Below are 25,446 nucleotides of genomic sequence, written 5' to 3'. Positions count from 1 at the left end.
TTTCCATTATAACCGGAATAGTTCTCCTTTATGCAGGAAGATTAAACACGACGACGTTTTGGAGGACGGCAGCCATTGTGAGGTACTGGAGTTACGTCTTTGATTGCTGTAACTTCTAGACCTGCTGCTTGAAGCGCACGAATAGCTGCTTCACGGCCTGAACCTGGACCTTTTACTGTTACTTCAAGAGTTTTCATACCATGTTCGATTGATGCTTTTGCAGCTGTTTCAGCAGCCATTTGAGCAGCAAACGGAGTGGATTTACGTGATCCTCTGAAACCAAGGGCACCTGCACTTGACCAAGATAGAGCGTTACCGTGAACGTCTGTAATAGTGACGATTGTATTGTTGAACGTTGAGCGGATGTGAGCAATACCGGATTCGATATTCTTTTTCACACGACGCTTACGAGTTTGTTGTTTACGAGCCATGTTCTAATTCTGCCTCCTTTACCGATTATTTTTTCTTGTTAGCTACAGTTTTACGCGGGCCTTTGCGAGTACGCGCGTTGTTTTTTGTGTTCTGTCCACGAACTGGAAGACCACGACGATGACGGATACCACGGAATGAACCGATTTCCATCAAACGTTTAATGTTAAGAGATACTTCACGACGAAGGTCACCCTCTACTTTTAAGCGGTCAACGATGTCACGGATTTTGTTTAGTTCATCTTCCGTTAAGTCGCGTACGCGAGTTTCTTGAGAAACACCTGCTTCTTCAAGAATTTGCTCAGCAGTTGGTCTGCCAATACCGAAAATATAAGTTAATGAGATAACTACACGCTTGTCGCGTGGAATATCAACACCTGCTACACGTGCCATAAAATGTGCACCTCCCTTTAATATTAGCCTTGTTTTTGTTTATGCTTAGGGTTTTCACAAATAACCATAACTTTGCCGCGTCTGCGAATAACTTTACATTTCTCACAGATTGGCTTAACTGATGGTCTTACTTTCATTTCTCCAACCTCCTTCATAGTCCGGAGCGCCATATATGTTATTTGTAACGGTACGTGATCCGTCCGCGTGTTAAGTCATACGGTGAAAGTTCTACTGTTACTTTATCACCAGGCAAGATACGGATAAAATGCATACGGATTTTGCCTGAAACGTGCGCTAAAATAGTATGCCCATTTTCCAATTCTACCTTAAACATGGCATTTGGCAAAGTTTCAGTGACTGTACCTTCAATTTCAATTACGTCGTCTTTCGCCACTTGCTTCCTCTCCCTTCACTTTTCATCCGATTGGCAGCCTGCCTCAAGCTTTCGTTAAAATCTCAAAGCCTGTTTCGGTAATCGCAATTGTATGTTCAAAATGAGCACACATTTTTCCATCCTGTGTAACGACAGTCCAATTATCCTCAAGTGTTTTTACGTAACGATGACCGGCATTGACCATCGGTTCGATCGCAAGCACCATACCAGGTTTTAGTACCGGTCCCCTCCCTGGCGGACCATAATGGGGAATTTGCGGAGCCTCATGAAGGTTCTGCCCGACACCGTGCCCAACATACTCACGAACGATTGAAAAGCCATTCGATTCCACATACGTTTGAATCGCATGGGAGATGTTTGAAAGACGTTCACCCGGTTTCGCTTCATTGAGTCCGATGTAAAGCGATTCCTCTGTTACGTCGAGAAGCTTCTCCGTCTCAGGTGCAATCCGGCCAACAGCATATGTCCAGGCCGAGTCGCCATGATACCCCTTATAATAAGCACCAATATCAATGCTGATAATGTCGCCTTCTTGTAATATACGGCTGCCTGGAATTCCGTGCACAAGCTCTTCATTCACTGAAGCGCAAATGCTGCCCGAAAAACCATTATACCCTTTAAAAGAAGGTGCTGCATTCATGCTTCGAATGAATTTTTCTGCAACAGCATCCAGCTCCATCGTGCTTATCCCGGGAGAGATATGGTTTTGCAGTTCCTGATGTGTAAGCGCGACAATACGCCCCGCTTCTTTCATAATCTCCAGTTCACGAGGGGTTTTACAAATGATCATTAGTTACGAAGACCTTTTAGGAGTTCGTCAATGTTTTCGAAAACTACATTGATATCCTGCTGGCCGTTAATGTTCTTTAAATAGCCTTTTTCGCTGTAGAAAGCAAGCAATGGTGCTGTTTGCTTTACGTTTACGTCAAGGCGGTTCTGAACCGTTTCTGCATTGTCATCAGCACGCTGATACAATTCCCCACCGCAGCGGTCGCATGTATCTTCCTTTGCTGGCGGGTTGAATTCCAAATGATACGTCGCACCGCAAGCTTTGCAAATGCGTCGGCCTGTTAAGCGTGCCATCAAAATATCTTGATCTACTTCAACGTTGATGACGTAATCAATTTTACGGTTTAAGCCGAATAAAATATCTTCAAGTGCTTCTGCCTGCGCTACTGTACGAGGAAAGCCATCTAATAGAAAGCCTTTTTCGCAGTCCGCTTTTGCCAAGCGCTCGTTAACAATACCGATCGTTACCTCATCCGGAACGAGTTCGCCTTTATCCATAAATGATTTTGCTTTCAAGCCTAGTTCCGTTTCATCCTTCATTGCAGCACGGAACATGTCCCCTGTTGAAATGTGCGGTACACCGTACTTTTCAACAATTTTCTCTGCCTGAGTTCCTTTACCGGCACCAGGCAATCCCATCAACACGAGATTCATCGATATACCCCCTCAGTCTGATCGAGGTGAAGTGAATCACACACTCTTCACCGTGCTTACTTCATAAAGCCCTTGTAATGGCGCTTTACAAGTTGTGCTTCAAGCTGCTTCATTGTTTCAAGTGCCACACCGACGACGATCAAAAGACTAGTACCGCCGATTTGCGCCGCTGGTGGAAGACCCGCGAATTTAATGAAGAAAACAGGCAGCACAGCAACGGCTGAAAGGAAAATTGCACCGACAAAAGTCAGACGGTAAAGCACATTTGTCAAATAATCCTGTGTGTTCTTCCCAGGGCGAATGCCCGGAATATATCCACCCTGTTTTTTCAAGTTGTCAGCAACTTGTTCAGGGTTTACTTGAATGAAAGCATAGAAATACGCAAACGCCACAATCAATGCTACATAAATCGTCATACCGATCGGTTTCGTATAGTCAAAGATGTTTTGGATCGTGGTCGTCACATCGTTTGAACCAAAAAACGAACCAATTGTTTGCGGTGTGATTAAGAATGAAATCGCAAAGATAACCGGGATAACACCCGCCGCGTTTACTTTAAGTGGAAGATGTGTCGACTGGCCGCCAACCGGCGTCATGCCGCCACCTGCTCCAACACGTTTCGCATATTGAATCGGGATTTTTCGCAGCGCCTGCTGGAAATAGATAACCCCTACAATAATCGCCAATACTGCAAGCAGGATCAAAAGAAGTACAACAATACGCAGGAAGAGCTGATCGCCCGCTCCTTCAATTTGCTGTGCGTAAATTTGGTTGACTGCTCCAGGAATGGCCGCCACAATTCCGGCGAAAATGATAACCGAGATTCCGTTGCCGACTCCTTTTGCTGTGATTTGTTCACCAAGCCACATAAGGAAAGCAGTACCCGCTGTCAGCACCAATGCAATGAGCAAATAGCCGCCAACGCTGCTGTTTTCGACAAGTAATCCTCCATACAGACGGTTAAATCCGTATGACATCCCAAAACCTTGAATGAGGCCGAGCACAATTGTGAAGTAGCGGGTAAACTGAGTTAGTTTGCGCCGTCCAACGTCACCCTGCTTCGACCATTCAGTGAATTTAGGCACAACATCCATTTGTAACAACTGCACAATGATAGATGCTGTAATGTATGGCATAATCCCCATTGCGAGAATCGAGAAGTTTTGAAGCGCTCCTCCGCCAAACGTATTAAGGAATCCAATCAGTCCCGCCTGCTCCTGCATGCGGAGAACATCCGCATTAACATAAGGAACAGGAATAAATGTACCGATCCGGAACACGATTAACATAAGGAGGGTGAATATAATTTTGTTTCTTATATCACCCACACGCATAAAATTGGAGATTGTGCGAAACATTAGATCACCTCAATCTTACCGCCAGCCGCTTCAATTGCTTCTTTAGCAGCAGCAGAGAATTTGTGAGCTTTAACTGTAAGCTTTTTCTCTACGTTGCCGTTTGCAAGAATTTTAATTCCTGCTTTTTCGCTTTTTACGACGCCGCTTTCGATAAGAAGTTCAGGTGTAACCTCTGTTCCTTCTTCGAAACGATTCAATGTATCGATGTTCACAACTGCATAGTCTTTACGGTTTACATTAGTAAAGCCGCGTTTTGGAAGACGACGGAATAAAGGAGTTTGTCCACCTTCAAATCCAAGACGGACACCACCGCCTGAACGTGCGTTTTGACCTTTATGACCTTTACCTGCCGTTTTACCGTTACCAGAACCTGTACCGCGACCTACACGGTTACGTTCTTTACGAGAACCTGCAGCTGGTTTCAATTCATGAAGTTTCATGCTCTTGCACCTCCTTGTTCTATAAAATCAAATTATTTTTCTGTAACAGTCACAAGATGAGACACTTTGTTGATCATACCGCGAATTGCCGGGTTGTCGTTTTGCTCAACCGTTTGGTGCATTTTGCGAAGACCAAGTGCCTTAACAGTATCGCGCTGATCTTGTGTACGTCCGATCAGACTGCGAGTGAGGGTAATTTGTAGTTTTTCAGCCATTATGATTCCCTCCTTATCCTAACAGTTCTTCTACAGATTTGCCGCGAAGTTTTGCAACTTCTTCAGCTGTTTTCAGGTCTTTAAGGCCTGCAATTGTAGCGCGAACCATGTTGATTGGCGTGTTTGAACCAAGTGATTTGGAGAGGATATCACCAACACCAGCAAGTTCAAGTACCGCACGGACAGGTCCACCAGCGATAACTCCAGTACCTTCAGAAGCAGGTTTCAAAAGAACTTCACCCGCACCGAATTGACCGATAACTTGGTGTGGCAAAGTTGTGCCAACCATCGGTACGTATACAAGGTTTTTCTTCGCATCTTCAATTGCTTTACGGATCGCGTCTGGAACTTCTTGAGCTTTACCAGTTCCAAAACCGACATTACCATTTTTATCGCCAACGACAACCAGTGCAGTAAAGCGGAAACGACGTCCACCTTTTACTACTTTCGCAACACGGTTGACCGTTACTACGCGTTCTTCAAGTTCAAGTTTGTTTGGATCAATGCGACGCATTAAATGTGTCCCTCCTTTTATTAGAATTGTAGGCCGTTTTCACGAGCAGCGTCAGCCAAAGCTTTCACGCGGCCATGATAAAGGTAGCCCCCACGGTCGAATACAACAGCAGCGACACCTTTTTCAGTTGCGCGGTTAGCAAGCAATTCGCCAACTTTCGCAGCAGCTTCAAGGTTGCCTGTTGATTCAAGACCGAAATCTTTTTCAATAGTTGAAGCACTTGCAAGTGTAACACCATTTGCATCATCAATCAATTGAGCGTAAAGGTGCTTGTTTGAACGGAATACGTTCAAGCGAGGACGCGCGGCTGTACCAGCGATTTTCGCACGTACACGGGCATGGCGTCTTTTACGCGTTTTATTCTTATCAGCTTTTGTGATCATCCCGAGGTCACTCCTTTCTGATGCCTATGCGGCATTATTTACCTGTTTTACCTTCTTTGCGGCGAACCTGTTCACCTTCGTAACGGATACCTTTGCCTTTGTACGGCTCAGGAGGACGAACTTGGCGGATGTTAGCAGCAATTGCACCAACGCGCTCTTTGTCAATCCCTTTGATGCTGATTTTTGTATTTGCAGGAACGTCGATATCGATGCCTTGTTCAGCTTCGAATTCTACTGGGTGAGAGTAACCAACGCTTAGTACAAGTTTCGTTCCTTGTTTTTGAGCACGGTAACCGACACCAACCAACTCAAGGTTGCGTTCGAACCCTTTTGATACGCCTTCTACCATATTGGCAAGAAGTGCACGAGTTGTTCCATGGATTGTACGGTGTTCTTTTGAATCTGAAGGACGAACAACTGTTACGTTGCTGCCGTCTACTTCAATTGTCAAATCTTTGTTGAACTGACGAGTCAATTCTCCTTTAGGACCTTTGACAGTCACTTCATTGTTGTTGTTTGTAATCGTTACGCCTTCTGGAAGCTCGATTACTTTTTTACCTACGCGTGACATAGTCGCACCTCCATTCTTTAAAAGATTATTACCAAACGTACGCGAGTACTTCGCCGCCTACTTGTTTAGCGCGGGCTTCTTTATCAGTAACTACACCAGTAGATGTAGAAAGAATTGCAATACCAAGACCGTTAAGTACACGAGGTACCTCATCAGCTTTCGCGTAAACGCGAAGACCTGGTTTAGAAATACGCTTCAAGCCTGTGATTACACGCTCGTTGCCACTGTATTTCAAGAAAATGCGGATAACACCTTGTTTGTCGTCTTCGATGAACTCAACGTCACGGACGAATCCTTCACGTTTCAAGATTTCAGCGATTTCGCGTTTAATTTTGGAAGCAGGTACTTCCAGTTTTTCGTGACGAACCATGTTCGCATTACGGATGCGAGTCAGCAAGTCAGCAATCGGATCAGTCATAACCATTTATATTTACCTCCTTCCGGAATCAGTGTATTACCAGCTGGCTTTTTTAACGCCAGGAATTTGACCTTTATAAGCTAGTTCACGGAAACAAATACGGCAAAGTTTAAATTTGCGGTATACAGAGTGTGGACGTCCGCAGCGTTCGCAGCGTGTGTACTCTTGTACTTTAAACTTTTGTGTGCGCTTTTGTTTCGCAATCATTGATTTTTTAGCCACGTTTTCGCCTCCCTTATATAGCGATTACTTTTGGAACGGCATTCCAATTTGTGTTAACAATTCACGAGCTTCTTCGTCCGTGTTGGCAGTAGTGACGATAACAATGTCCATGCCGCGTACTTTTGATACTTTATCGTAATCAATCTCAGGGAAGATCAACTGTTCTTTTACACCAAGTGTGTAGTTACCGCGACCGTCGAACGCTTTTTTAGAAACGCCACGGAAGTCACGTACACGCGGAAGTGATACAGAAACAAGTTTATCAAGGAATTCGTACATGCGCTCGCCGCGAAGAGTTACTTTCGCACCGATTGGCATACCTTCACGAAGACGGAATCCCGCGATTGAGTTTTTCGCACGAGTGACCATTGGCTTTTGGCCAGTGATTTGATTCAATTCTTCAACAGCTGTATCAAGTACTTTAGCGTTTTGAACTGCTTCACCAACACCCATGTTTACAACGATTTTTTCAATTTTAGGCACCTGCATTACAGAGCTGTACTCGAACTTGCTCATAAGAGCAGGAGTAATTTCTTTAAGGTATTTTTCTTTAAGGCGGTTCACTTAGAATACCTCCCTTCTTGAACTTTTTATTTATCTAGAGTTTCACCGGATTTTTTTGCTACGCGGACTTTCTTGCCGTCCACTTCTTTGTAACCTACACGAGTAGGTTCGTTTGTTTTCGGATCCAACAGCATAACGTTGGATACGTGAATAGCTGCTTCCTGGCTTAGGATGCCGCCCTGCGGATTTAATTGTGAAGGTTTCGCGTGTTTTTTCACGATGTTGATTCCTTCAACAAGTACACGGTCTTTTTTAGGGAAAGCTGCAAGAACAACGCCTGTTTTGCCTTTGTCTTTACCTGTGATGACCATGACTTTATCGCCTTTTTTCACGTGCATGTTGCGCACCTCCTTGATGGGCCTTTTATTTATTCGTTCAATTAGATTACTTCCGGAGCTAGGGAAACAATCTTCATGAAATTGCTGTCGCGAAGTTCGCGGGCAACCGGGCCGAAAATACGTGTGCCACGTGGGCTCTTGTCGTCACGAATGATAACGCACGCGTTTTCGTCGAAGCGGATGTATGAACCGTCATTACGGCGAACGCCGCGTTTCGTACGAACGATAACCGCTTTTACCACTTCACCTTTTTTGACAACGCCACCTGGTGTTGCTTGTTTTACTGTACATACGATTACATCACCGACGTTAGCTGTTTTGCGGCCTGAACCACCGAGGACTTTAATCGTTAATACTTCACGCGCACCAGAGTTGTCAGCTACTTTTAAACGTGATTCTTGCTGGATCATTTAGGTTACCTCCTTTCGGACTTTAACATCTATCCGAACAATTAATTAGATGATGACTGCTTTTTCCACTACTTCAAGAAGGCGGAAACGTTTTGTTGCAGAAAGCGGGCGAGTTTCCATGATGCGTACTACGTCACCGATTTTTGCTTCGTTGTTCTCATCATGAGCCTTGAATTTCTTCGAGTACTTTACACGCTTTCCGTAAAGTTTGTGTGTTTTGTATGTTTCAACAAGAACCGTTACTGTTTTGTCCATTTTATCAGAAACAACACGGCCTGTATAAACTTTGCGCTGATTGCGTTCGCTCATCGTGCAAACCTCCTTTCAATTATCGATTATCAATTTCCCGTTGACGAATCACGGTTTTCATGCGGGCGATTGCTTTACGTACTTCACGAATACGGGCAGTATTCTCAAGCTGTCCCGTCGCCAATTGAAAGCGAAGGTTGAAAAGTTCTTCTTTGAGCGACTTTACTTGTTGTTCAATTTCAGCAGTGGTAAGTTCACGGATTTCATTAGCTTTCATTTGATTCACCACCAATTTCTTCGCGTTTTACGATTTTGCATTTCACTGGAAGCTTGTGTGCTGCCAAGCGAAGTGCTTCACGTGCTACTTCCTCAGAAACGCCGGCAATTTCAAACATGATCTTGCCTGGTTTTACAACCGCTACCCAGCCTTCAGGAGCACCTTTACCGGAACCCATCCGTACTTCAAGAGGTTTTTTCGTATATGGTTTGTGAGGGAAAATTTTGATCCAAACTTTACCGCCACGTTTCATGTAACGAGTCATCGCAATACGAGCAGATTCGATTTGGCGGTTTGTAATCCAAGAAGCTTCTGTTGCTTGAAGACCGTATTCACCAAATGCTACTTCTGTTCCGCCTTTTGCTTGACCACGCATTTTGCCGCGGTGTACACGACGATATTTAACGCGTTTTGGCAACAACATATTATTTGCCTCCTTCCTGAGTTTTCTTCTTCGCAGGAAGAACCTCTCCACGGTAGATCCATACTTTTACGCCAAGTTTGCCGTAAGTTGTGTCTGCTTCAACATGTGCATAGTCGATGTCAGCACGAAGAGTATGAAGTGGAACTGTTCCTTCACTGTAATGTTCAGCACGGGCAATATCTGCTCCGCCAAGACGTCCTGAAACTTGTGTTTTGATTCCTTTTGCACCTGAACGGATTGTCCGTTGGATAGCCTGCTTTTGAGCACGGCGGAATGATACACGGTTTTCAAGCTGGCGAGCGATGTTTTCCGCTACTAGTTTCGCATCAAGATCAGCGCGTTTCACTTCAACAATGTTAATGTGAACACGTTTGCCTGTTAGTTCGTTCAAAGCTTTACGAAGTGCTTCTACTTCAGAACCGCCCTTACCGATAACCATACCAGGTTTCGCAGTATGAACAGTGATGTTCACACGGTTTGCAGCACGTTCGATTTCAACACGGGATAGAGAAGCATCTTTAAGACGTTCTTCGATGTATGCGCGCACTTTCAAATCTTCGTGAAGAAGATTAGCATAGTCTTTTTCAGCGTACCATTTAGAATCCCAGTCGCGAATGATCCCGACCCGTAGTCCATGAGGATGTACTTTTTGACCCACGAATTATCCCTCCTTTTTTTCTGCCACAACGATTGTAATGTGGCTTGTGCGTTTGTTAATTGCGCTTGCACGTCCCATTGCACGTGGACGGAAACGTTTCAATGTTGGTCCTTCGTTTACGTATGCTTGAGTAACAACAAGTTTGTTCACATCAAGATCATAGTTGTGTTCTGCATTAGCGATTGCAGAGTTTAAAAGTTTTTCAATTACAGGAGATGACGTTTTTGGCGTATGCTTCAAGATCGCCACCGCTTCTCCAACTTGCTTGCCTCGAATCAAGTCAATTACTAGACGTGCTTTACGAGGAGCAATGCGGACTGTTCTTAAGACAGCTTTAGCTTCCATTGGAATATCCTCCTCTCAATTAACGTCTTGTTTTCTTATCGTCAGCAACGTGTCCTTTGTACGTACGCGTTGGCGCGAATTCACCAAGTTTGTGTCCAACCATATCTTCAGTTACATATACAGGTACGTGTTTGCGACCATCGTACACTGCGATTGTGTGCCCGATGAATTGCGGGAAAATTGTAGAACGACGAGACCAAGTTTTAATTACTTGCTTTTTCTCCGTTTCGTTCAGTGCTTCAACTTTCTTGAATAAATGATCATCAACAAAAGGTCCTTTTTTCAAGCTGCGGCCCATTTGTGTACCTCCCTTCGTGATTGATCTACGGTTCGCGTTTGGAACCGTAGGACAATTACGTTATTTTTTGCGACGACGAACGATAAATTTATCTGATTTGTTAACCTTTTTACGCGTTTTGTAACCAAGAGCTGGTTTGCCCCAAGGTGTAACAGGACCTTTACGGCCGATTGGCGCGCGTCCTTCACCACCACCGTGTGGATGGTCATTAGGGTTCATTACAGAACCACGTACAGTAGGGCGTTTGCCCAACCAGCGTGAACGTCCTGCTTTACCAACGTTTACAAGTTCATGCTGCTCGTTGCCAACTTGACCGATTGTTGCGCGGCATGTTGCAAGAATCATGCGCACTTCGCCTGAATTCAAGCGTACGAGTACATATTTGCCTTCTTTACCAAGTACTTGAGCTGAAGTTCCTGCTGAACGAACCAACTGTCCGCCTTTGCCTGGTTTCAATTCAATGTTGTGGATAACTGTACCAACCGGGATATTAATAAGTGGAAGAGCATTCCCTACTTTAATATCTGCTTCCGGACCGGCCATGATTTCCGTTCCAACTTGGATGTTTTTTGGAGCTAGAATGTAGCGTTTTTCTCCGTCAGCGTAGTTCACGAGTGCGATGTTAGCCGAACGGTTTGGATCGTATTCAATCGTAGCAACGCGTCCTGGAATGCCATCTTTATCACGTTTGAAATCGATAATACGGTATTGACGCTTATGCCCGCCGCCTCTATGACGAACAGTGATTTTACCTTGGTTATTACGGCCGCCTTTCTTTTTCAACGGCTCAAGCAGTGATTTCTCTGGTGTGCTTGTTGTAATTTCGGCATAGTCTAAAGACGTCATGTTACGACGACCGTTTGTGGTCGGTTTGTACTTTTTAATCGCCATTTCGTGTCCCTCCTCTTCTATTTTATGCGTTTATTAAGCTTCGAAAAGTTCGATTTCTTTGCTATCTTGCGTTAATGTTACGATTGCTTTGCGGCGTTTGTTTGTGTAGCCAGCATGGCGTCCCATACGCTTGAATTTACCTTTGTAGTTCATGACGTTAACGTTTTTCACTTTTACGCCGAAGATTTCTTCAACAGCAGTCTTCACTTGCGTTTTGTTCGCGCGTACGTCCACTTCAAAAGTGTATTTTTTATCAGCCATTACAGCCATAGATTGTTCAGTAATAACGGGGCGCTTAATCACATCGCGTGCATCCATTATGCAAGCACCTCCTCTACTTTTTCAACCGCTGCTTTTGTCATGATAAGTTTATCATGGCCAAGCAGGTCAAGGATGTTGATGCCAGATGCTTCAACCACTGTTACACCAGGGATGTTGCGTGCTGACAATGCAACGAATTCATTTACTGTATCTGTCACGATCAATGCTTTTGAGTCAACAGACAAGTTTTTTAATACTGCAGTGAATTCTTTTGTTTTTGGCGCGTCGAATGACAATGCTTCTAACACTAGAATGTTTTGCTCTTGTACTTTTGATGACAAAGCAGATTTCAATGCTAGACGACGTACCTTTTTAGGCAATTTATAGCTGTAGCTGCGAGGAGTTGGTCCGAATACCACACCACCGCCGCGCCACTGTGGAGAACGGATAGAACCTTGACGCGCACGTCCAGTTCCTTTTTGTTTCCAAGGCTTACGACCGCCGCCGCGAACTTCTGAACGATTTTTAACTTTGTGGTTTCCTTGACGCAAAGATGCGCGCTGCATAACCACCGCTTCAAATACGACGTGTTCATTAGGTTCGATTCCGAATACAGCGTCATTTAGTTCGATATCGCCGACTTCAGAACCTGTTTGGTTTAATACTTTAACTTTAGCCATTTCTGTTTCCTCCTTTCCTGTAAAAGTTGATTAGTTTGCTTTAACCGCAGTTTTAACTTGGATCAAGGCTTTTTTGGATCCCGGAACGTTTCCTTTAATAAGAAGCACGTTGCGTTCAGCATCCACTTTTACGATTTGTAGGTTTTGTACTGTTACTTGCTCTCCACCCATACGGCCAGGGAGAAGTTTGTTTTTAAATACGCGGTTTGGCGCTACAGGTCCCATTGAACCTGGACGACGGTGGTAGCGTGAACCGTGGGACATAGGTCCGCGGCTTTGTCCATGGCGTTTAATAGCGCCCTGGAAGCCTTTCCCTTTTGAAATCCCTGTTACGTCGACGATGTCGCCTTCTGCAAAAGTATCAACTTTGACTTCTTGACCAATTTCAAGATCGCTGTCGATGTTACGGAACTCACGAATGAAGCGCTTAGGTGCGATGCCTTCGCCTGCTTTCTTCACGTGTCCAAGAGCTGGTTTGTTAGCAAGCTTTTCGCGCTTGTCTTCAAAACCTAATTGAACGCTAGAGTAGCCGTCGCTTTCGACTGTTTTCTTTTGAAGTACAACGTTTGGCGCTGCTTCGATTACAGTTACTGGGATCAGTTCACCGTTTTCAGCAAACACTTGCGTCATACCGATTTTTCTTCCTAAGATTCCTTTGGTCATGAGTCACACCTCCTGATTTTTCATTAATTTATTTATTAAAGTTTGATTTCAATGTCAACGCCTGACGGCAAGTCTAAACGCATCAATGAATCAACTGTTTTTGGAGTTGGGTTCACGATATCGATTAAACGTTTATGAGTACGCATTTCGAACTGCTCACGAGAATCTTTGTACTTATGCACCGCACGAAGAATCGTGTAGATAGATTTCTCAGTTGGAAGCGGAATCGGACCGGATACACTTGCACCAGAACGTTTAGCTGTCTCAACGATTTTCTCTGCCGATTGATCAAGAATACGATGATCATATGCTTTCAAACGAATACGAATTTTTTGTTTTGCCATTATTTTCCCTCCTTTATCGCCTATTTAGCTAATAGACATACTCCGCGAAAATTTTTCCCTGACATCACCGCCATGGCAAAGCGGCCGGGTGTGTCAGCAACCTTCCGCATCAACGCTGTCAAAAACCAACATTGATTATTATACATCCATTTTCTACTGATTGCAATAGTAGAAACAAAAAAAATTACAAACAAAAACAGCCCGGCCGAAACCGGACTGTTTTCGGTGAAAATATGATTATTTTTGGATTGTTGCTACAACGCCAGCGCCTACTGTACGGCCACCTTCACGGATTGAGAATTTAGTACCTTCTTCAATCGCGATTGGAGCAATCAATTCTACTGACATTTCTACGTTGTCACCAGGCATAACCATTTCTACGCCTTCAGGAAGGTTGCAGATACCAGTTACATCAGTTGTACGGAAGTAGAACTGTGGACGATAGTTTGTGAAGAATGGAGTGTGACGTCCACCCTCTTCTTTAGAAAGAACATAAACTTCCGCTTTGAAAGTTGTATGCGGTGTGATTGTACCTGGCTTTGCAAGTACTTGACCACGTTGGATTTCTTCACGAGCTACACCACGAAGAAGTGCACCGATGTTGTCGCCAGCTTCAGCATAATCAAGAAGCTTACGGAACATTTCAACACCTGTTACAGTTGTTGATTTTGGCTCTTCAGTCAAACCGATGATTTCGATTACGTCACCGACTTTGATTTGTCCACGCTCAACGCGTCCAGTTGCTACTGTACCACGGCCAGTGATTGAGAAAACATCCTCAACAGGCATCATGAATGGTTTGTCAGTGTCACGTGTTGGAGTTGGGATGTACTCATCTACTGCAGCCATAAGCTCATGGATTTTTTCTTCCCATGCAGCGTCGCCTTCAAGTGCTTTAAGAGCAGAACCTTTGATAACAGGAATGTCATCGCCTGGGAAATCGTACTCAGAAAGAAGGTCGCGAACTTCCATTTCAACTAGCTCAAGAAGCTCTTCGTCATCTACCATGTCACATTTGTTCATGAATACAACTAGGTAAGGTACACCTACTTGACGAGAAAGAAGGATGTGCTCACGAGTTTGCGGCATTGGACCGTCAGAAGCAGATACCACTAGGATACCACCGTCCATTTGTGCTGCACCAGTGATCATGTTTTTAACATAGTCAGCGTGTCCAGGGCAATCAACGTGTGCATAGTGACGAGTTTCAGTTTCATACTCAACGTGTGCAGTTGAGATTGTGATACCGCGCTCGCGCTCTTCTGGAGCACCATCGATTTGGTCATACGCACGTGCTTCTGCGCCACCTGATTTTGCAAGAACAGTTGTGATTGCAGCTGTTAGAGTTGTTTTACCATGGTCAACGTGGCCAATTGTACCAATGTTAACGTGTGGTTTTGAACGGTCGAATTTTGCTTTTCCCATTAGGAAGTCCTCCTTCAAAATATAGAAATTAGTAGTAGTTTATATTGGTCTTCTTTCGGAAAACATTCATTTTCCGAAAGAAGAGAAAGCTTACAATAGTATTTATACTTGATTAGGAAGTATAAATCAATTATTCGCCTTTATTTTTTTTGATGATTGTTTCCATAACACTCTTTGGTACTTCTTCATAATGATCGAAGTGCATAGAGTAGTTACCGCGACCTTGCGTGTTAGAACGAAGAGTCGTTGCGTAACCAAACATCTCAGAAAGTGGAACGAACGCTTTAACAACTTGCGCGTTACCGCGTGCTTCCATACCTTCTACACGTCCACGGCGTGATGTAACATCACCCATGATATCGCCAAGATATTCGTCTGGAATAACAACTTCCACTTTCATAAGCGGCTCAAGAAGTACCGGGTTACATTTTGATACAGCATTTTTAAGCGCCATTGAAGCAGCGATTTTAAATGCCATCTCAGATGAATCGACATCATGATAAGAACCGTCAAATAGGCGGGCTTTAACATCGATCAACGGGTAACCGGCAAGAACACCATTTTGCATAGCGTCTTCTAGACCAGCTTGTACAGCAGGAATGTATTCACGTGGTACGGAACCACCAACGATACCGTTTTCGAATTCGAAGCCTTTTCCTTCTTCGTTAGGAGAGAACTCGATCCAAACGTGACCGAACTGACCGCGTCCACCAGATTGACGGGCAAATTTACCTTCAACCTGTGCACTAGCACGGAAAGTTTCACGGTATGCTACCTGTGGTGCACCAACGTTTGCTTCTACTTTGAACTCGCGACGCATACGGTCAACAAGGATGTCAAGGTGAAGCTCACCCATACCCGAGATAACAACTTCACCAGTTTCCTGGTCAGTACGTGCATGGAATGTTGGATCTTCTTCTTGAAGTTTTTGAAGTGCTGTTGTCATCTTATCTTGGTCAGCTTTTGTTTTAGGCTCAACTGACAAGTGGATAACAGGTTCAGGGAACACCATAGACTCAAGAATAACAAGGTTTTTCTCATCGCAAAGCGTGTCGCCTGTTGTTGTATCTTTCAATCCAACAGCAGCAGCGATATCACCTGCGTACACTTGTGAAATCTCTTCACGAGAGTTTGCGTGCATTTGAAGGATACGACCTACACGCTCACGCTTGCCTTTTGTTGAGTTCTGAACGTATGAACCAGATGAAAGAACACCTGAGTATACGCGGAAGAACGTCAATTTACCAACGTATGGATCCGTCATAACTTTAAATGCAAGAGCCGAGAACGGCGCTTCATCGCTAGATTCACGTTCCACTTCTTCTTCGCTGTCTGGAAGCGTACCTTTGATTGCTGGTACATCAACCGGTGCTGGAAGATAGTCGATCACAGCGTCAAGCATAAGCTGAACACCTTTGTTTTTAAATGCAGAACCAACCATTACTGGGAAGAATTCTACGTTGATAACACCTTTACGAATCGCAGCTTTGATTTCTTCATTCGTCAACTCTTCGCCGCCAAGGTATTTCTCCATTAATTCCTCGTCAAGCTCTGCTACCGCTTCAATTAGCTTTTCACGGTATTCATCAGCTTGATCCTGGTAATCTGCAGGAATGTCAACAACCTCAATTTCAGTACCGAGGTCATTGCCATACATTGTTGCTTTCATTTCAATAAGATCAATGATGCCTGAGAACTCGTCTTCCGCACCGATTGGCAATTGAATTGGGTGAGCATTCGCCATTAGACGGTCATGGATTGTGCCAACAGAGTAAAGGAAGTCAGCACCCAATTTGTCCATTTTGTTGACGAATACAACACGTGGAACGCCGTATGTTGTCGCTTGACGCCATACTGTTTCCGTTTGTGGTTCTACACCTGATTGTGCATCAAGTACAGTTACCGCACCATCAAGTACACGAAGAGAACGTTCAACTTCTACTGTGAAGTCTACGTGCCCTGGTGTATCGATGATGTTAACACGGTGACCTTTCCATTGAGCAGTTGTTGCAGCAGACGTGATTGTAATCCCGCGCTCCTGCTCTTGCTCCATCCAGTCCATTTGTGAAGCACCTTCGTGCGTTTCACCAATTTTATGGATACGGCCAGTGTAATAAAGGATACGCTCAGTCGTTGTTGTTTTACCAGCATCGATGTGAGCCATAATTCCGATGTTACGAGTGTTTTTTAAGGAGAACTCTCTTGCCATCTATTATCTTTCTCCTTCCTGAATTAGGGTAGGTTTAAGTTTTGTTTTAAAAATTACCAGCGGTAGTGAGCGAATGCTTTGTTCGCTTCCGCCATTTTGTGTGTATCTTCGCGTTTCTTAACAGAAGCACCGCTGTTGTTTGCCGCATCAAGAATTTCAGCTGCAAGGCGCTCTTCCATTGTTTTTTCACCGCGTAGGCGCGCATAGTTTACCAACCAGCGAAGACCTAGTGTTGTGCGGCGCTCAGGACGAACTTCAATAGGTACCTGGTAGTTCGCACCGCCGACACGGCGTGCTTTAACCTCTAGTACCGGCATGATGTTTTTCATCGCCTGGTCGAATACTTCCATTGGATCATTTCCCGTGCGTTCACGGATTGTATCAAAAGCTGCGTAAAGGATGGCTTGGGATTTTCCACGCTTCCCGTCAACCATCATTTTGTTAATAAGACGAGTAACTAATTTTGAGTTGTAAAGCGGATCAGGCAATACGTCTCTTTTTGCTACAGGACCTTTACGTGGCATGTGTTTTCCTCCTTTCGGAAATTCAAGTTATATTTTTTAAAATTATGCTTTTGGTGCTTTAGGACGTTTTGTACCGTATTTTGAACGGCCTTGACGACGAGTTTCAACGCCGGCAGTATCAAGCGCTCCACGAACGATGTGGTAACGTACCCCCGGTAAGTCTTTTACACGTCCGCCGCGGATCAAAACGACACTGTGCTCTTGAAGGTTATGGCCGATACCAGGGATATAAGCTGTTACTTCAATACCGTTACTCAAACGCACACGCGCATATTTACGAAGCGCTGAGTTCGGTTTTTTCGGCGTCATTGTTCCCACACGTGTGCAAACACCGCGTTTTTGCGGAGAAAGTACATCTGTTTGGGATTTCTTAAAGCTGTTGAATCCTTTATTAAGCGCCGGAGACTTCGATTTAGTGATCTTTGATTTACGAGGCTTACGTACTAACTGATTAATAGTAGGCATGTAAAGATCCTCCCTTCCTTTTTTTCTAAGCCAACACAACCAGGTGGCTCATTTTTGGGCAAAAACAAAGTTCTTGCAGCAAACCTGCAAAAACGTTCTTTGCGAATAGTGGCAATGATTGTTTTGGTCCTATCTCCATACATAAAGTAAGGTCGTACAGGAACACCTTGATCATAGTATCATTTTCATTTTCTAGTGTCAACTATTCTTTTTAAAAATTTTATCGGCGCCGGTATAATCCAGGCGCCGATAAAAAATTATTCGACTGTAACTGATTCTTCTTCTCTTAGATTTGCTTCGGATTGACGGTAACGCTGCATACCAGTACCCGCTGGAACGAGTTTTCCGATAATAACGTTCTCTTTCAAACCAAGCAATTCGTCGCGCTTTCCTTTGATCGCAGCATCGGTCAGGACACGAGTTGTCTCCTGGAAGGATGCAGCAGACAAGAAGGAATCCGTTTCGAGGGATGCTTTTGTAATTCCCAGAAGGATCGGACGGCCTGTTGCCGGAATTCCGCCTTCAAGAAGAACTTTTTCATTGGCATCACGGAACTGATGAATTTCAAGCAGACTGCCTGGAAGAACATCTGTATCTCCCGCTTCAAGCACACGTACTTTACGAAGCATTTGGCGAACCATTACTTCAACGTGTTTATCGCCGATTTCAACCCCCTGCATACGATATACCTTCTGCACTTCACGCAGTAAGTATTCCTGAACAGATGTGACATCTTTGATTTTCAAGTATTCTTTCGGATCGATAGACCCTTCTGTTAATACTTGGCCGCGTTCGATCGTATCGTTTACGGCTACTTTTAAGCGTGCTGTATATGGAGCGTTATAGGTGCGTGTTTCCACGTCGCCTGCAATAGTGATCTCCTGCTGACGGTCACGGCCTTCTGTAATAGACGTAATGGTTCCGTTGATTTCCGAAATGATCGCCTGACCTTTCGGGTTACGCGCTTCGAAAATCTCCTGGATACGCGGAAGACCCTGCGTAATATCGTCTCCGGCTACGCCGCCTGTGTGGAACGTACGCATTGTAAGCTGTGTTCCCGGCTCCCCGATTGACTGGGCAGCAATAATACCGACTGCTTCGCCAACTTCCACTTCCTGGCCGGTCGCCAAGTTGCGTCCGTAGCATTTTTTACATACGCCATGACGTGTGTTGCAAGTGAATGCTGAGCGGATCCATACGGTTTCCACGCCTGCTTCCACGACCACTTTCGCCAAGTCTTCATCAATTTGTTCGTTTTCACGGACAAGCACTTCACCCGTTTCCGGATGCTTGATTGCTTTACGTGAATAACGGCCAATAAGACGCTCTTCAAGTGCCTCGATAATTTCCGTGCCGTCTTTGATCGAGCTGATTTCCAGGCCGCGATCTGTCCCACAGTCATCCTCACGAACGATAACGTCCTGCGCTACGTCAACGAGACGACGTGTTAAGTAACCTGAATCGGCTGTTTTCAGGGCGGTATCGGCAAGACCTTTACGCGCACCGTGTGTCGAGATAAAGTACTCGAGTACCGTCAGACCTTCACGGAACGAAGATTTGATCGGAAGTTCGATAATCCGGCCGGCCGGGTTGGCCATGAGTCCGCGCATACCAGCAAGCTGTGTAAAGTTGGACGCGTTACCACGGGCTCCGGAATCACTCATCATGAAGATCGGGTTGCGTTTATCAAGGGATTCCATCAATTTGCCCTGGATAACATCTTTCGCTGCGCTCCAGACAGAAATAACGCGGTCATAGCGCTCTTCTTCGGTAATTAAACCGCGGCGGAACTGCTTCATAACGTTGTCCACTTTTGCCTGTGCTTCTTTTAGAATTCCCTCTTTTTCACCCAATACAACGATATCCGCTACCCCTACTGTGATACCCGCTTTTGTCGAGTGTCTAAAGCCGAGGTCTTTCATGCGGTCAAGCATTTTAGATGTTTCAGTAATCTTGAAGCGTTTGAATACTTCAGCAATGATGTTACCAAGAATTTTCTTTTTAAACGGAGCAACAATTTCCTGCTTGGCAATGTGTTCAGGCACATTTGCGCCCGCATCTAAGAAATATTTCTCCGGTGTTTTTACTTCAAGGTTGCTGCTTGTTGGTTCGTTAATGTACGGGAATGTATCCGGTAAAATTTCATTAAAGATCAATTTACCAACCGTTGTAACAAGAAGCTTTTTGTTTTGTTCTTCTGTGAAGGTCTGGTTTTCAAGAGATGAAGCTGCCACCGCAACACGTGTGTGCAGGTGAACATATCCATTTTGATAAGCCAAAATTGCTTCGTTTGTATCTTTAAAGACGGCCCCTTCTCCTACTGCTCCTTCACGCTCAAGCGTTAAGTAGTAGTTACCGAGTACCATATCCTGTGAAGGCGTAACAACTGGTTTTCCGTCTTTCGGATTCAAAATGTTCTGTGCAGCAAGCATCAGCATACGCGCTTCCGCTTGTGCTTCTGCTGAAAGCGGCACGTGAACAGCCATTTGGTCACCATCAAAGTCCGCGTTGTATGCTGTACATACGAGCGGGTGAAGGCGAATCGCACGACCTTCTACCAATGTTGGTTCAAATGCCTGGATACCAAGACGGTGAAGCGTCGGTGCGCGGTTTAGGAGAACCGGATGCTCACGGATTACTTCTTCAAGCACATCCCACACATCAGACTGAACGCGTTCAATTTTACGTTTTGCACTTTTAATGTTGTGCGCAAGTCCACGCTCAACAAGTTCTTTCATAACGAACGGTTTGAAAAGTTCAAGCGCCATTTCTTTTGGAAGGCCGCATTGATACATTTTCAAGTTCGGACCAACGACGATTACAGAACGACCAGAGTAGTCAACCCGCTTACCAAGCAAGTTTTGACGGAAACGGCCCTGTTTCCCTTTCAGCATATGTGAAAGAGATTTTAATGGACGGTTACCCGGTCCTGTAACAGGACGTCCACGGCGTCCATTGTCGATCAACGCGTCTACTGCTTCTTGAAGCATCCGCTTTTCGTTTTGAACAATGATGCTTGGCGCACCAAGGTCTAGCAAGCGTTTAAGACGGTTGTTCCGGTTAATTACACGGCGGTACAAGTCATTCAAATCAGACGTCGCAAAGCGGCCGCCATCCAACTGTACCATTGGACGAAGTTCTGGCGGGATAACCGGCAGCACATCTAGAATCATCCAGTCTGGACGGTTGCCAGAATGACGGAATGCTTCAATCACTTCAAGGCGCTTGATCGCACGTGTACGGCGCTGGCCTTGCGCTGATTTCAATTCTTCTTTTAACTGTTCTGTTTCTTTATCAAGGTCAATGTCTTGCAGAAGCTTTTTGATCGCTTCTGCACCCATAGACGCCTGGAACTTACTGCCGTATTTGTCGCGGTAAGTACGGAACTCTTTTTCGGAAAGAAGCTGCTTTTTCTCAAGCGCTGTATCCCCTGATTCTGTTACTACGTAAGATGCGAAGTAAATGACTTCTTCCAATGCACGTGGAGACATGTCCAGAACAAGACCCATACGGCTTGGAATTCCTTTGAAATACCAAATATGCGAAACAGGAGCAGCCAGCTCAATGTGCCCCATACGCTCACGGCGCACTTTCGCTTTTGTTACTTCAACGCCACAACGGTCACACACAACGCCTTTATAACGAACACGCTTGTATTTGCCGCAATGACATTCCCAGTCTTTCGTAGGACCAAAAATCCGTTCACAGAATAAGCCGTCTTTTTCTGGCTTCAGCGTACGGTAGTTAATAGTTTCAGGTTTTTTAACTTCTCCATAAGACCATGAACGGATCTTATCCGGTGAAGCGAGACCGATTTTCATGTACTCAAAATTATTGACATCCAGCAAGGGGCCTACCTCCCTTTTCTTTTTACCGATTTCCTTGAAAGCGCCCAAAAAGCGCTCGGAGCGCTTTTTGGACGAACTGCTATTTATATGGGTCAGTCTGTTGATCCGATTGGCTCGATTCCAGCGGCTTCAGGAGCAATATTTAACGTATCGGCCTGCTGCACATCATCCTCATCCTCAAGATCGCGCATTTCAATTTCTTGATCGTCTCCTGACATGATTTTCACGTCAAGACCAAGACTTTGAAGTTCTTTGATCAATACTTTGAATGATTCAGGAACACCTGGTTCTGGAACATTTTCGCCTTTCACAATCGCTTCGTATGTTTTCACACGGCCAACGATGTCATCGGACTTAACTGTTAAGATCTCTTGAAGTGTATAAGCGGCACCATATGCTTCAAGCGCCCAAACCTCCATCTCACCGAAACGCTGTCCGCCGAACTGGGCTTTACCGCCAAGCGGCTGCTGTGTAACAAGTGAGTATGGTCCAGTAGAACGCGCATGGAGCTTATCGTCAACCATGTGCGCAAGCTTGATCATATACATGATTCCAACAGATACACGGTTGTCAAATGGCTCACCACTGCGGCCATCGTACAAGACCGTTTTCGCATCACGGCTCATGCCGGCTTCTTCGATTGTTTCCCACACATCGTCCTCGGTTGCACCATCAAATACTGGTGACGCAACATGAATGCCGAGGTAGCGGGCAGCCATACCTAAGTGAAGCTCAAGCACCTGACCGATGTTCATACGGGAAGGTACGCCGAGCGGGTTAAGCATGATATCAACCGGTGTGCCATCCGGCAGGAACGGCATGTCTTCTTCCGGTAAGATACGGGAGATTACCCCTTTGTTACCGTGACGGCCGGCCATTTTATCCCCTTCAGAAATCTTCCGTTTTTGAACGATGTACACACGTACCAGCTGGTTTACACCTGGTGGCAGCTCATCGCCGTCTTCACGGTTAAAGACTTTTACATCGAGGACAATTCCGCTTCCGCCGTGAGGAACACGAAGCGACGTATCACGAACTTCACGTGCTTTTTCACCGAAGATTGCATGAAGAAGGCGTTCTTCTGCTGTCAGTTCTGTTACACCTTTAGGCGTGACTTTCCCAACAAGCAAATCACCGTCTTTTACTTCTGCACCAACACGGATAATTCCACGATCATCAAGGTTGCGAAGCGCATCTTCACCGACATTTGGAATATCGCGCGTAATTTCTTCAGGCCCAAGCTTCGTGTCACGTGATTCTGACTCGTATTCTTCGATATGGATCGATGTATAGACGTCATCCTTCACAAGACGCTCGCTCATAATAATCGCATCTTCATAGTTATAGCCGTCCCATGTCATGAACGCGACAAGAACGTTGCGGCCAAGGGCAAGTTCGCCGAGTTCCATTGATGGACCATCCGCTAAAATCTCACCTTTTTTCACACGGTTGCCGACTGCAACAATTGGACGCTGGTTGTAGCATGTTCCTTGGTTGGAACGAATGAATTTTTGCAGTTTGTATTTATCAAGATCGCCTTTGATTTCCTGTCCATCTACTTCCTGAATGCGGCGGACAAGAATTTGACGTGCTTCTACACGCTCAACGATTCCTTCATGCTTACAAATAACAGCAGCTCCGGAGTCTTTTGCAGATACGTATTCCATACCTGTTCCGACGATCGGTGCTTCCGGCTGCATCAATGGTACAGCCTGACGCTGCATGTTCGCTCCCATAAGGGCACGGTTGGAGTCATCGTTTTCTAAGAACGGGATACATGCTGTCGCAGCAGAAACAACCTGTTTCGGCGATACGTCCATGTAGTCCACGCGCTCACGTTTAACGACGGTATTTTCACCGCGGAAACGAGCAACGACTTCTTCTTCCGCAAATGATCCATCTTCATTTAATGGAACATTTGCCTGGGCTACTACATAGTTGTCTTCTTCGTCCGCAGTCAAGTAATCAATACGCTGTGTTACACGACCTGTGTCTGGATCAACACGACGGTACGGTGTTTCAATGAAGCCAAAGCGGTTTACTTTTGCGAAAGAAGACAATGAGTTGATCAGCCCGATGTTTGGACCCTCAGGTGTTTCAATCGGACACATACGGCCATAGTGAGAGTAATGAACGTCACGGACTTCAAAGCCGGCACGCTCACGCGTCAAACCACCTGGTCCGAGTGCAGATAAACGGCGTTTATGCGTTAATTCGCCAAGCGGGTTCGTCTGGTCCATGAACTGTGAAAGCTGGGAGCTTCCAAAGAACTCTTTAATAGACGCAATCACTGGGCGGATGTTAATCAACTGCTGCGGTGTAATCGTTTGTGTGTCTTGAATTGACATACGCTCACGAACCACACGCTCCATACGGGATAAACCGATACGGAATTGGTTTTGCAGAAGCTCGCCTACTGAACGCAGACGGCGGTTACCGAGGTGGTCAATATCATCTGTGTCGCCTACTCCGTAAAGAAGGTTGAAGAAATAACCGATTGACGCAATGATGTCTGCCGGCGTGATATTCTTCACATTCATTTCCGGGAAGCCGTTTCCGATAATGTTGATAACCTGCTCTTCTTCGCTGTTTGGTGCATATACTTTAATAGTCTGAACAGTCATATCCTCTTCAACTACGCCGCCGCTTTGACGGTATGTTTTAAAGGCTACGCCGTTTTCAAGATGCGGAATGATTTTATCGAGCGTGCGGCGGTCTAGTACAGTGCCTGCTTCTGCGATAATTTCACCTGTTTCCGGATCGGCAAGTGTCTCTGCCAGACGCTGTCCAAACAAACGGTTTTTCGTGTGAAGCTTTTTATTCATTTTATAACGACCAACGCTTGCAAGGTCATACCGTTTCGGATCAAAGAAGCGGGAAACCAAAAGGCTTTTCGCATTTTCAACTGTTGGCGGCTCACCCGGGCGAAGGCGCTCATAAATTTCAATCAACGCTTTTTCCGTTGTTTCAGTGTTGTCTTTTTCGAGTGTGTTGCGCAAGTATTCGTTATCACCAAGCAAGTCGATGATTTCTTGATCAGTGCCAAACCCTAATGCACGTAGTAATACCGTAATCGGCAATTTACGTGTCCGGTCGATCCGAACATACACAATGTCTTTAGCATCTGTTTCATACTCAAGCCATGCGCCACGGTTTGGAATAACGGTCGCAGTAAATCCACGCTTACCATTTTTATCCAGTTTACCGTTGTAGTATACGCTTGGAGAACGAACAAGCTGAGAAACGATAACGCGCTCTGCACCATTAATAATAAATGTTCCTGTTTCGGTCATAAGCGGGAAATCGCCCATGAAAACTTCTTGATCTTTCACTTCGCCCGTTTCTTTATTTAAAAGACGGACTTTCACGCGGAGCGGCGCAGAATACGTAACATCACGCTCTTTCGACTCATCCACGGGATACTTTGGCTCTGCCAGGCTGTAATCAATAAATTCCAGTGCCAGATTACCTGTGAAATCTTCAATCGGAGAAATGTCCTGGAACATTTCACGCAGACCCTCATCAAGAAACCATTGATAGGAGGCTGTTTGAATTTCAATCAAATTCGGTAAATCTAATACTTCACTAATGCGCGCATAGCTTCTGCGCTGGCGGTGTCGTCCATACTGAACTAGTTGACCTGTCAACTGATTCACCCCTCAAATCAAGCGTTATTATTGCCTATACTTTATCTTCAAGCAGAGTATTTTCATACTCAACAAGACAAAAAGAAAAAGGTTTTGTCAAAGAAAACCTCATTTTTATCACAATTGGCCCTATTTTGTTGTCATTG

Annotated in this window: 34 protein-coding genes; all 34 read right to left on the bottom strand. The window is 45.1% G+C overall.

Going from position 1 to position 25,446, the window contains the following annotated elements; genetic code table 11:
• Positions 1 to 41: 41 nt before the first annotated feature.
• The 34 genes from rpsK to rpoB all read right to left on the bottom strand — a co-directional run bounded on the left by rpsK (position 42) and on the right by rpoB (position 25,300).
• Positions 42 to 431 carry a 30S ribosomal protein S11 gene (gene rpsK / locus RG959_RS19995; RefSeq protein ID WP_045851874.1) on the bottom strand — a complete coding sequence of 130 codons (390 nt, stop codon included), beginning with the start codon at positions 429 to 431 and terminating at the stop codon, positions 42 to 44.
• Positions 432 to 456: 25 nt separating this feature from the next.
• Positions 457 to 822, bottom strand: a complete 366-nt coding sequence (rpsM, locus tag RG959_RS19990) for a 30S ribosomal protein S13 (RefSeq protein ID WP_050182379.1) — start codon at positions 820 to 822, stop codon at positions 457 to 459.
• A 23-nt stretch (positions 823 to 845) separates the two neighbouring features.
• Complete coding sequence (rpmJ, locus tag RG959_RS19985) at positions 846 to 959, bottom strand: 50S ribosomal protein L36 (protein WP_000868344.1); 114 nt, start codon at positions 957 to 959, stop codon at positions 846 to 848.
• Positions 960 to 997: 38 nt separating this feature from the next.
• The gene (gene infA / locus RG959_RS19980; RefSeq protein ID WP_018395177.1) at positions 998 to 1,216 is read right to left on the bottom strand and encodes a translation initiation factor IF-1; all 219 of its coding nucleotides are present in this window, start codon (positions 1,214 to 1,216) and stop codon (positions 998 to 1,000) included.
• Between the two features lie 43 nt (positions 1,217 to 1,259).
• Positions 1,260 to 2,006: a type I methionyl aminopeptidase gene (gene map, locus RG959_RS19975; RefSeq protein ID WP_251273774.1), complete on the bottom strand. Its 747-nt coding sequence runs from the start codon at positions 2,004 to 2,006 to the stop codon at positions 1,260 to 1,262.
• Positions 2,006 to 2,659: an adenylate kinase gene (locus RG959_RS19970; protein ID WP_251273775.1), complete on the bottom strand. Its 654-nt coding sequence runs from the start codon at positions 2,657 to 2,659 to the stop codon at positions 2,006 to 2,008. The genes map and RG959_RS19970 overlap by 1 nt, the downstream gene beginning before the upstream one ends.
• Before the next feature lie 56 nt (positions 2,660 to 2,715).
• Complete coding sequence (gene secY / locus RG959_RS19965) at positions 2,716 to 4,017, bottom strand: preprotein translocase subunit SecY (protein ID WP_342798613.1); 1,302 nt, start codon at positions 4,015 to 4,017, stop codon at positions 2,716 to 2,718.
• Positions 4,017 to 4,457, bottom strand: a complete 441-nt coding sequence (gene rplO, locus RG959_RS19960; protein ID WP_242236758.1) for a 50S ribosomal protein L15 — start codon at positions 4,455 to 4,457, stop codon at positions 4,017 to 4,019. The genes secY and rplO overlap by 1 nt, the downstream gene beginning before the upstream one ends.
• Positions 4,458 to 4,489: 32 nt before the next feature.
• On the bottom strand, positions 4,490 to 4,672 hold the full coding sequence (gene rpmD / locus RG959_RS19955) for a 50S ribosomal protein L30 (RefSeq protein WP_050182384.1): 183 nt from the start codon (positions 4,670 to 4,672) through the stop codon (positions 4,490 to 4,492).
• Between the two features lie 13 nt (positions 4,673 to 4,685).
• Positions 4,686 to 5,186, bottom strand: a complete 501-nt coding sequence (gene rpsE, locus RG959_RS19950) for a 30S ribosomal protein S5 (RefSeq protein ID WP_242236762.1) — start codon at positions 5,184 to 5,186, stop codon at positions 4,686 to 4,688.
• A 20-nt stretch (positions 5,187 to 5,206) separates the two neighbouring features.
• Positions 5,207 to 5,569: a 50S ribosomal protein L18 gene (gene rplR / locus RG959_RS19945; protein ID WP_251273776.1), complete on the bottom strand. Its 363-nt coding sequence runs from the start codon at positions 5,567 to 5,569 to the stop codon at positions 5,207 to 5,209.
• A gap of 34 nt (positions 5,570 to 5,603) precedes the next feature.
• Positions 5,604 to 6,140: a 50S ribosomal protein L6 gene (gene rplF, locus RG959_RS19940; protein ID WP_251273777.1), complete on the bottom strand. Its 537-nt coding sequence runs from the start codon at positions 6,138 to 6,140 to the stop codon at positions 5,604 to 5,606.
• A gap of 28 nt (positions 6,141 to 6,168) precedes the next feature.
• On the bottom strand, positions 6,169 to 6,564 hold the full coding sequence (gene rpsH / locus RG959_RS19935) for a 30S ribosomal protein S8 (protein WP_046180679.1): 396 nt from the start codon (positions 6,562 to 6,564) through the stop codon (positions 6,169 to 6,171).
• A 30-nt stretch (positions 6,565 to 6,594) separates the two neighbouring features.
• Entirely contained in the window at positions 6,595 to 6,780 is a 186-nt protein-coding gene (gene rpsN, locus RG959_RS19930) for a 30S ribosomal protein S14 (protein WP_046176559.1), read from the bottom strand.
• A gap of 24 nt (positions 6,781 to 6,804) precedes the next feature.
• The gene (gene rplE / locus RG959_RS19925; RefSeq protein WP_242236769.1) at positions 6,805 to 7,344 is read right to left on the bottom strand and encodes a 50S ribosomal protein L5; all 540 of its coding nucleotides are present in this window, start codon (positions 7,342 to 7,344) and stop codon (positions 6,805 to 6,807) included.
• Positions 7,345 to 7,370: 26 nt separating this feature from the next.
• A complete protein-coding gene (gene rplX, locus RG959_RS19920) occupies positions 7,371 to 7,682 on the bottom strand; it encodes a 50S ribosomal protein L24 (RefSeq protein WP_050182389.1) in 312 nt (103 codons plus the stop codon).
• A 41-nt stretch (positions 7,683 to 7,723) separates the two neighbouring features.
• Complete coding sequence (gene rplN / locus RG959_RS19915; protein WP_018395165.1) at positions 7,724 to 8,092, bottom strand: 50S ribosomal protein L14; 369 nt, start codon at positions 8,090 to 8,092, stop codon at positions 7,724 to 7,726.
• 45 nt (positions 8,093 to 8,137) lie between these two features.
• A complete protein-coding gene (gene rpsQ / locus RG959_RS19910) occupies positions 8,138 to 8,401 on the bottom strand; it encodes a 30S ribosomal protein S17 (protein WP_050182390.1) in 264 nt (87 codons plus the stop codon).
• Positions 8,402 to 8,420: 19 nt separating this feature from the next.
• The gene (gene rpmC / locus RG959_RS19905) at positions 8,421 to 8,618 is read right to left on the bottom strand and encodes a 50S ribosomal protein L29 (RefSeq protein WP_045851860.1); all 198 of its coding nucleotides are present in this window, start codon (positions 8,616 to 8,618) and stop codon (positions 8,421 to 8,423) included.
• Positions 8,608 to 9,042 carry a 50S ribosomal protein L16 gene (gene rplP, locus RG959_RS19900; RefSeq protein ID WP_050182391.1) on the bottom strand — a complete coding sequence of 145 codons (435 nt, stop codon included), beginning with the start codon at positions 9,040 to 9,042 and terminating at the stop codon, positions 8,608 to 8,610. Before rplP ends, rpmC begins: the two co-directional genes overlap by 11 nt.
• Position 9,043: 1 nt before the next feature.
• Positions 9,044 to 9,700 (bottom strand): 30S ribosomal protein S3, encoded by a 657-nt coding sequence (rpsC, locus tag RG959_RS19895; protein WP_251273778.1) that lies wholly within the window; start codon positions 9,698 to 9,700, stop codon positions 9,044 to 9,046.
• Positions 9,701 to 9,703: 3 nt separating this feature from the next.
• Complete coding sequence (gene rplV, locus RG959_RS19890; RefSeq protein ID WP_242236775.1) at positions 9,704 to 10,045, bottom strand: 50S ribosomal protein L22; 342 nt, start codon at positions 10,043 to 10,045, stop codon at positions 9,704 to 9,706.
• 19 nt (positions 10,046 to 10,064) lie between these two features.
• On the bottom strand, positions 10,065 to 10,343 hold the full coding sequence (gene rpsS, locus RG959_RS19885) for a 30S ribosomal protein S19 (RefSeq protein ID WP_046176552.1): 279 nt from the start codon (positions 10,341 to 10,343) through the stop codon (positions 10,065 to 10,067).
• 60 nt (positions 10,344 to 10,403) lie between these two features.
• Positions 10,404 to 11,234, bottom strand: a complete 831-nt coding sequence (gene rplB / locus RG959_RS19880) for a 50S ribosomal protein L2 (RefSeq protein ID WP_315693594.1) — start codon at positions 11,232 to 11,234, stop codon at positions 10,404 to 10,406.
• Between the two features lie 33 nt (positions 11,235 to 11,267).
• Positions 11,268 to 11,552, bottom strand: coding sequence for a 50S ribosomal protein L23 (rplW, locus tag RG959_RS19875; protein ID WP_046176550.1), 285 nt, complete (start codon positions 11,550 to 11,552; stop codon positions 11,268 to 11,270).
• Positions 11,552 to 12,175 carry a 50S ribosomal protein L4 gene (gene rplD / locus RG959_RS19870; protein WP_251273780.1) on the bottom strand — a complete coding sequence of 208 codons (624 nt, stop codon included), beginning with the start codon at positions 12,173 to 12,175 and terminating at the stop codon, positions 11,552 to 11,554. Before rplD ends, rplW begins: the two co-directional genes overlap by 1 nt.
• A gap of 30 nt (positions 12,176 to 12,205) precedes the next feature.
• Positions 12,206 to 12,838: a 50S ribosomal protein L3 gene (gene rplC / locus RG959_RS19865; protein WP_315693596.1), complete on the bottom strand. Its 633-nt coding sequence runs from the start codon at positions 12,836 to 12,838 to the stop codon at positions 12,206 to 12,208.
• A gap of 35 nt (positions 12,839 to 12,873) precedes the next feature.
• Positions 12,874 to 13,182 (bottom strand): 30S ribosomal protein S10, encoded by a 309-nt coding sequence (gene rpsJ / locus RG959_RS19860; RefSeq protein WP_018395154.1) that lies wholly within the window; start codon positions 13,180 to 13,182, stop codon positions 12,874 to 12,876.
• A gap of 237 nt (positions 13,183 to 13,419) precedes the next feature.
• On the bottom strand, positions 13,420 to 14,607 hold the full coding sequence (tuf, locus tag RG959_RS19855) for an elongation factor Tu (RefSeq protein WP_251273782.1): 1,188 nt from the start codon (positions 14,605 to 14,607) through the stop codon (positions 13,420 to 13,422).
• A gap of 130 nt (positions 14,608 to 14,737) precedes the next feature.
• On the bottom strand, positions 14,738 to 16,816 hold the full coding sequence (fusA, locus tag RG959_RS19850) for an elongation factor G (RefSeq protein WP_342798612.1): 2,079 nt from the start codon (positions 16,814 to 16,816) through the stop codon (positions 14,738 to 14,740).
• A 53-nt stretch (positions 16,817 to 16,869) separates the two neighbouring features.
• Positions 16,870 to 17,340, bottom strand: a complete 471-nt coding sequence (gene rpsG, locus RG959_RS19845; RefSeq protein ID WP_045851849.1) for a 30S ribosomal protein S7 — start codon at positions 17,338 to 17,340, stop codon at positions 16,870 to 16,872.
• 42 nt (positions 17,341 to 17,382) lie between these two features.
• Entirely contained in the window at positions 17,383 to 17,805 is a 423-nt protein-coding gene (gene rpsL, locus RG959_RS19840; RefSeq protein ID WP_045851848.1) for a 30S ribosomal protein S12, read from the bottom strand.
• 257 nt (positions 17,806 to 18,062) lie between these two features.
• Positions 18,063 to 21,653: a DNA-directed RNA polymerase subunit beta' gene (gene rpoC / locus RG959_RS19835; RefSeq protein ID WP_342798611.1), complete on the bottom strand. Its 3,591-nt coding sequence runs from the start codon at positions 21,651 to 21,653 to the stop codon at positions 18,063 to 18,065.
• A 92-nt stretch (positions 21,654 to 21,745) separates the two neighbouring features.
• Complete coding sequence (gene rpoB / locus RG959_RS19830; RefSeq protein WP_342798610.1) at positions 21,746 to 25,300, bottom strand: DNA-directed RNA polymerase subunit beta; 3,555 nt, start codon at positions 25,298 to 25,300, stop codon at positions 21,746 to 21,748.
• Positions 25,301 to 25,446 lie beyond the last annotated feature (146 nt).

This window comes from Domibacillus sp. 8LH (assembly GCF_038806185.1).
GTDB classification, from domain to species: Bacteria; Bacillota; Bacilli; order Bacillales; family Domibacillaceae; genus Domibacillus; species Domibacillus indicus_A.
This window is presented reverse-complemented; position numbering and strand designations above follow the sequence as displayed.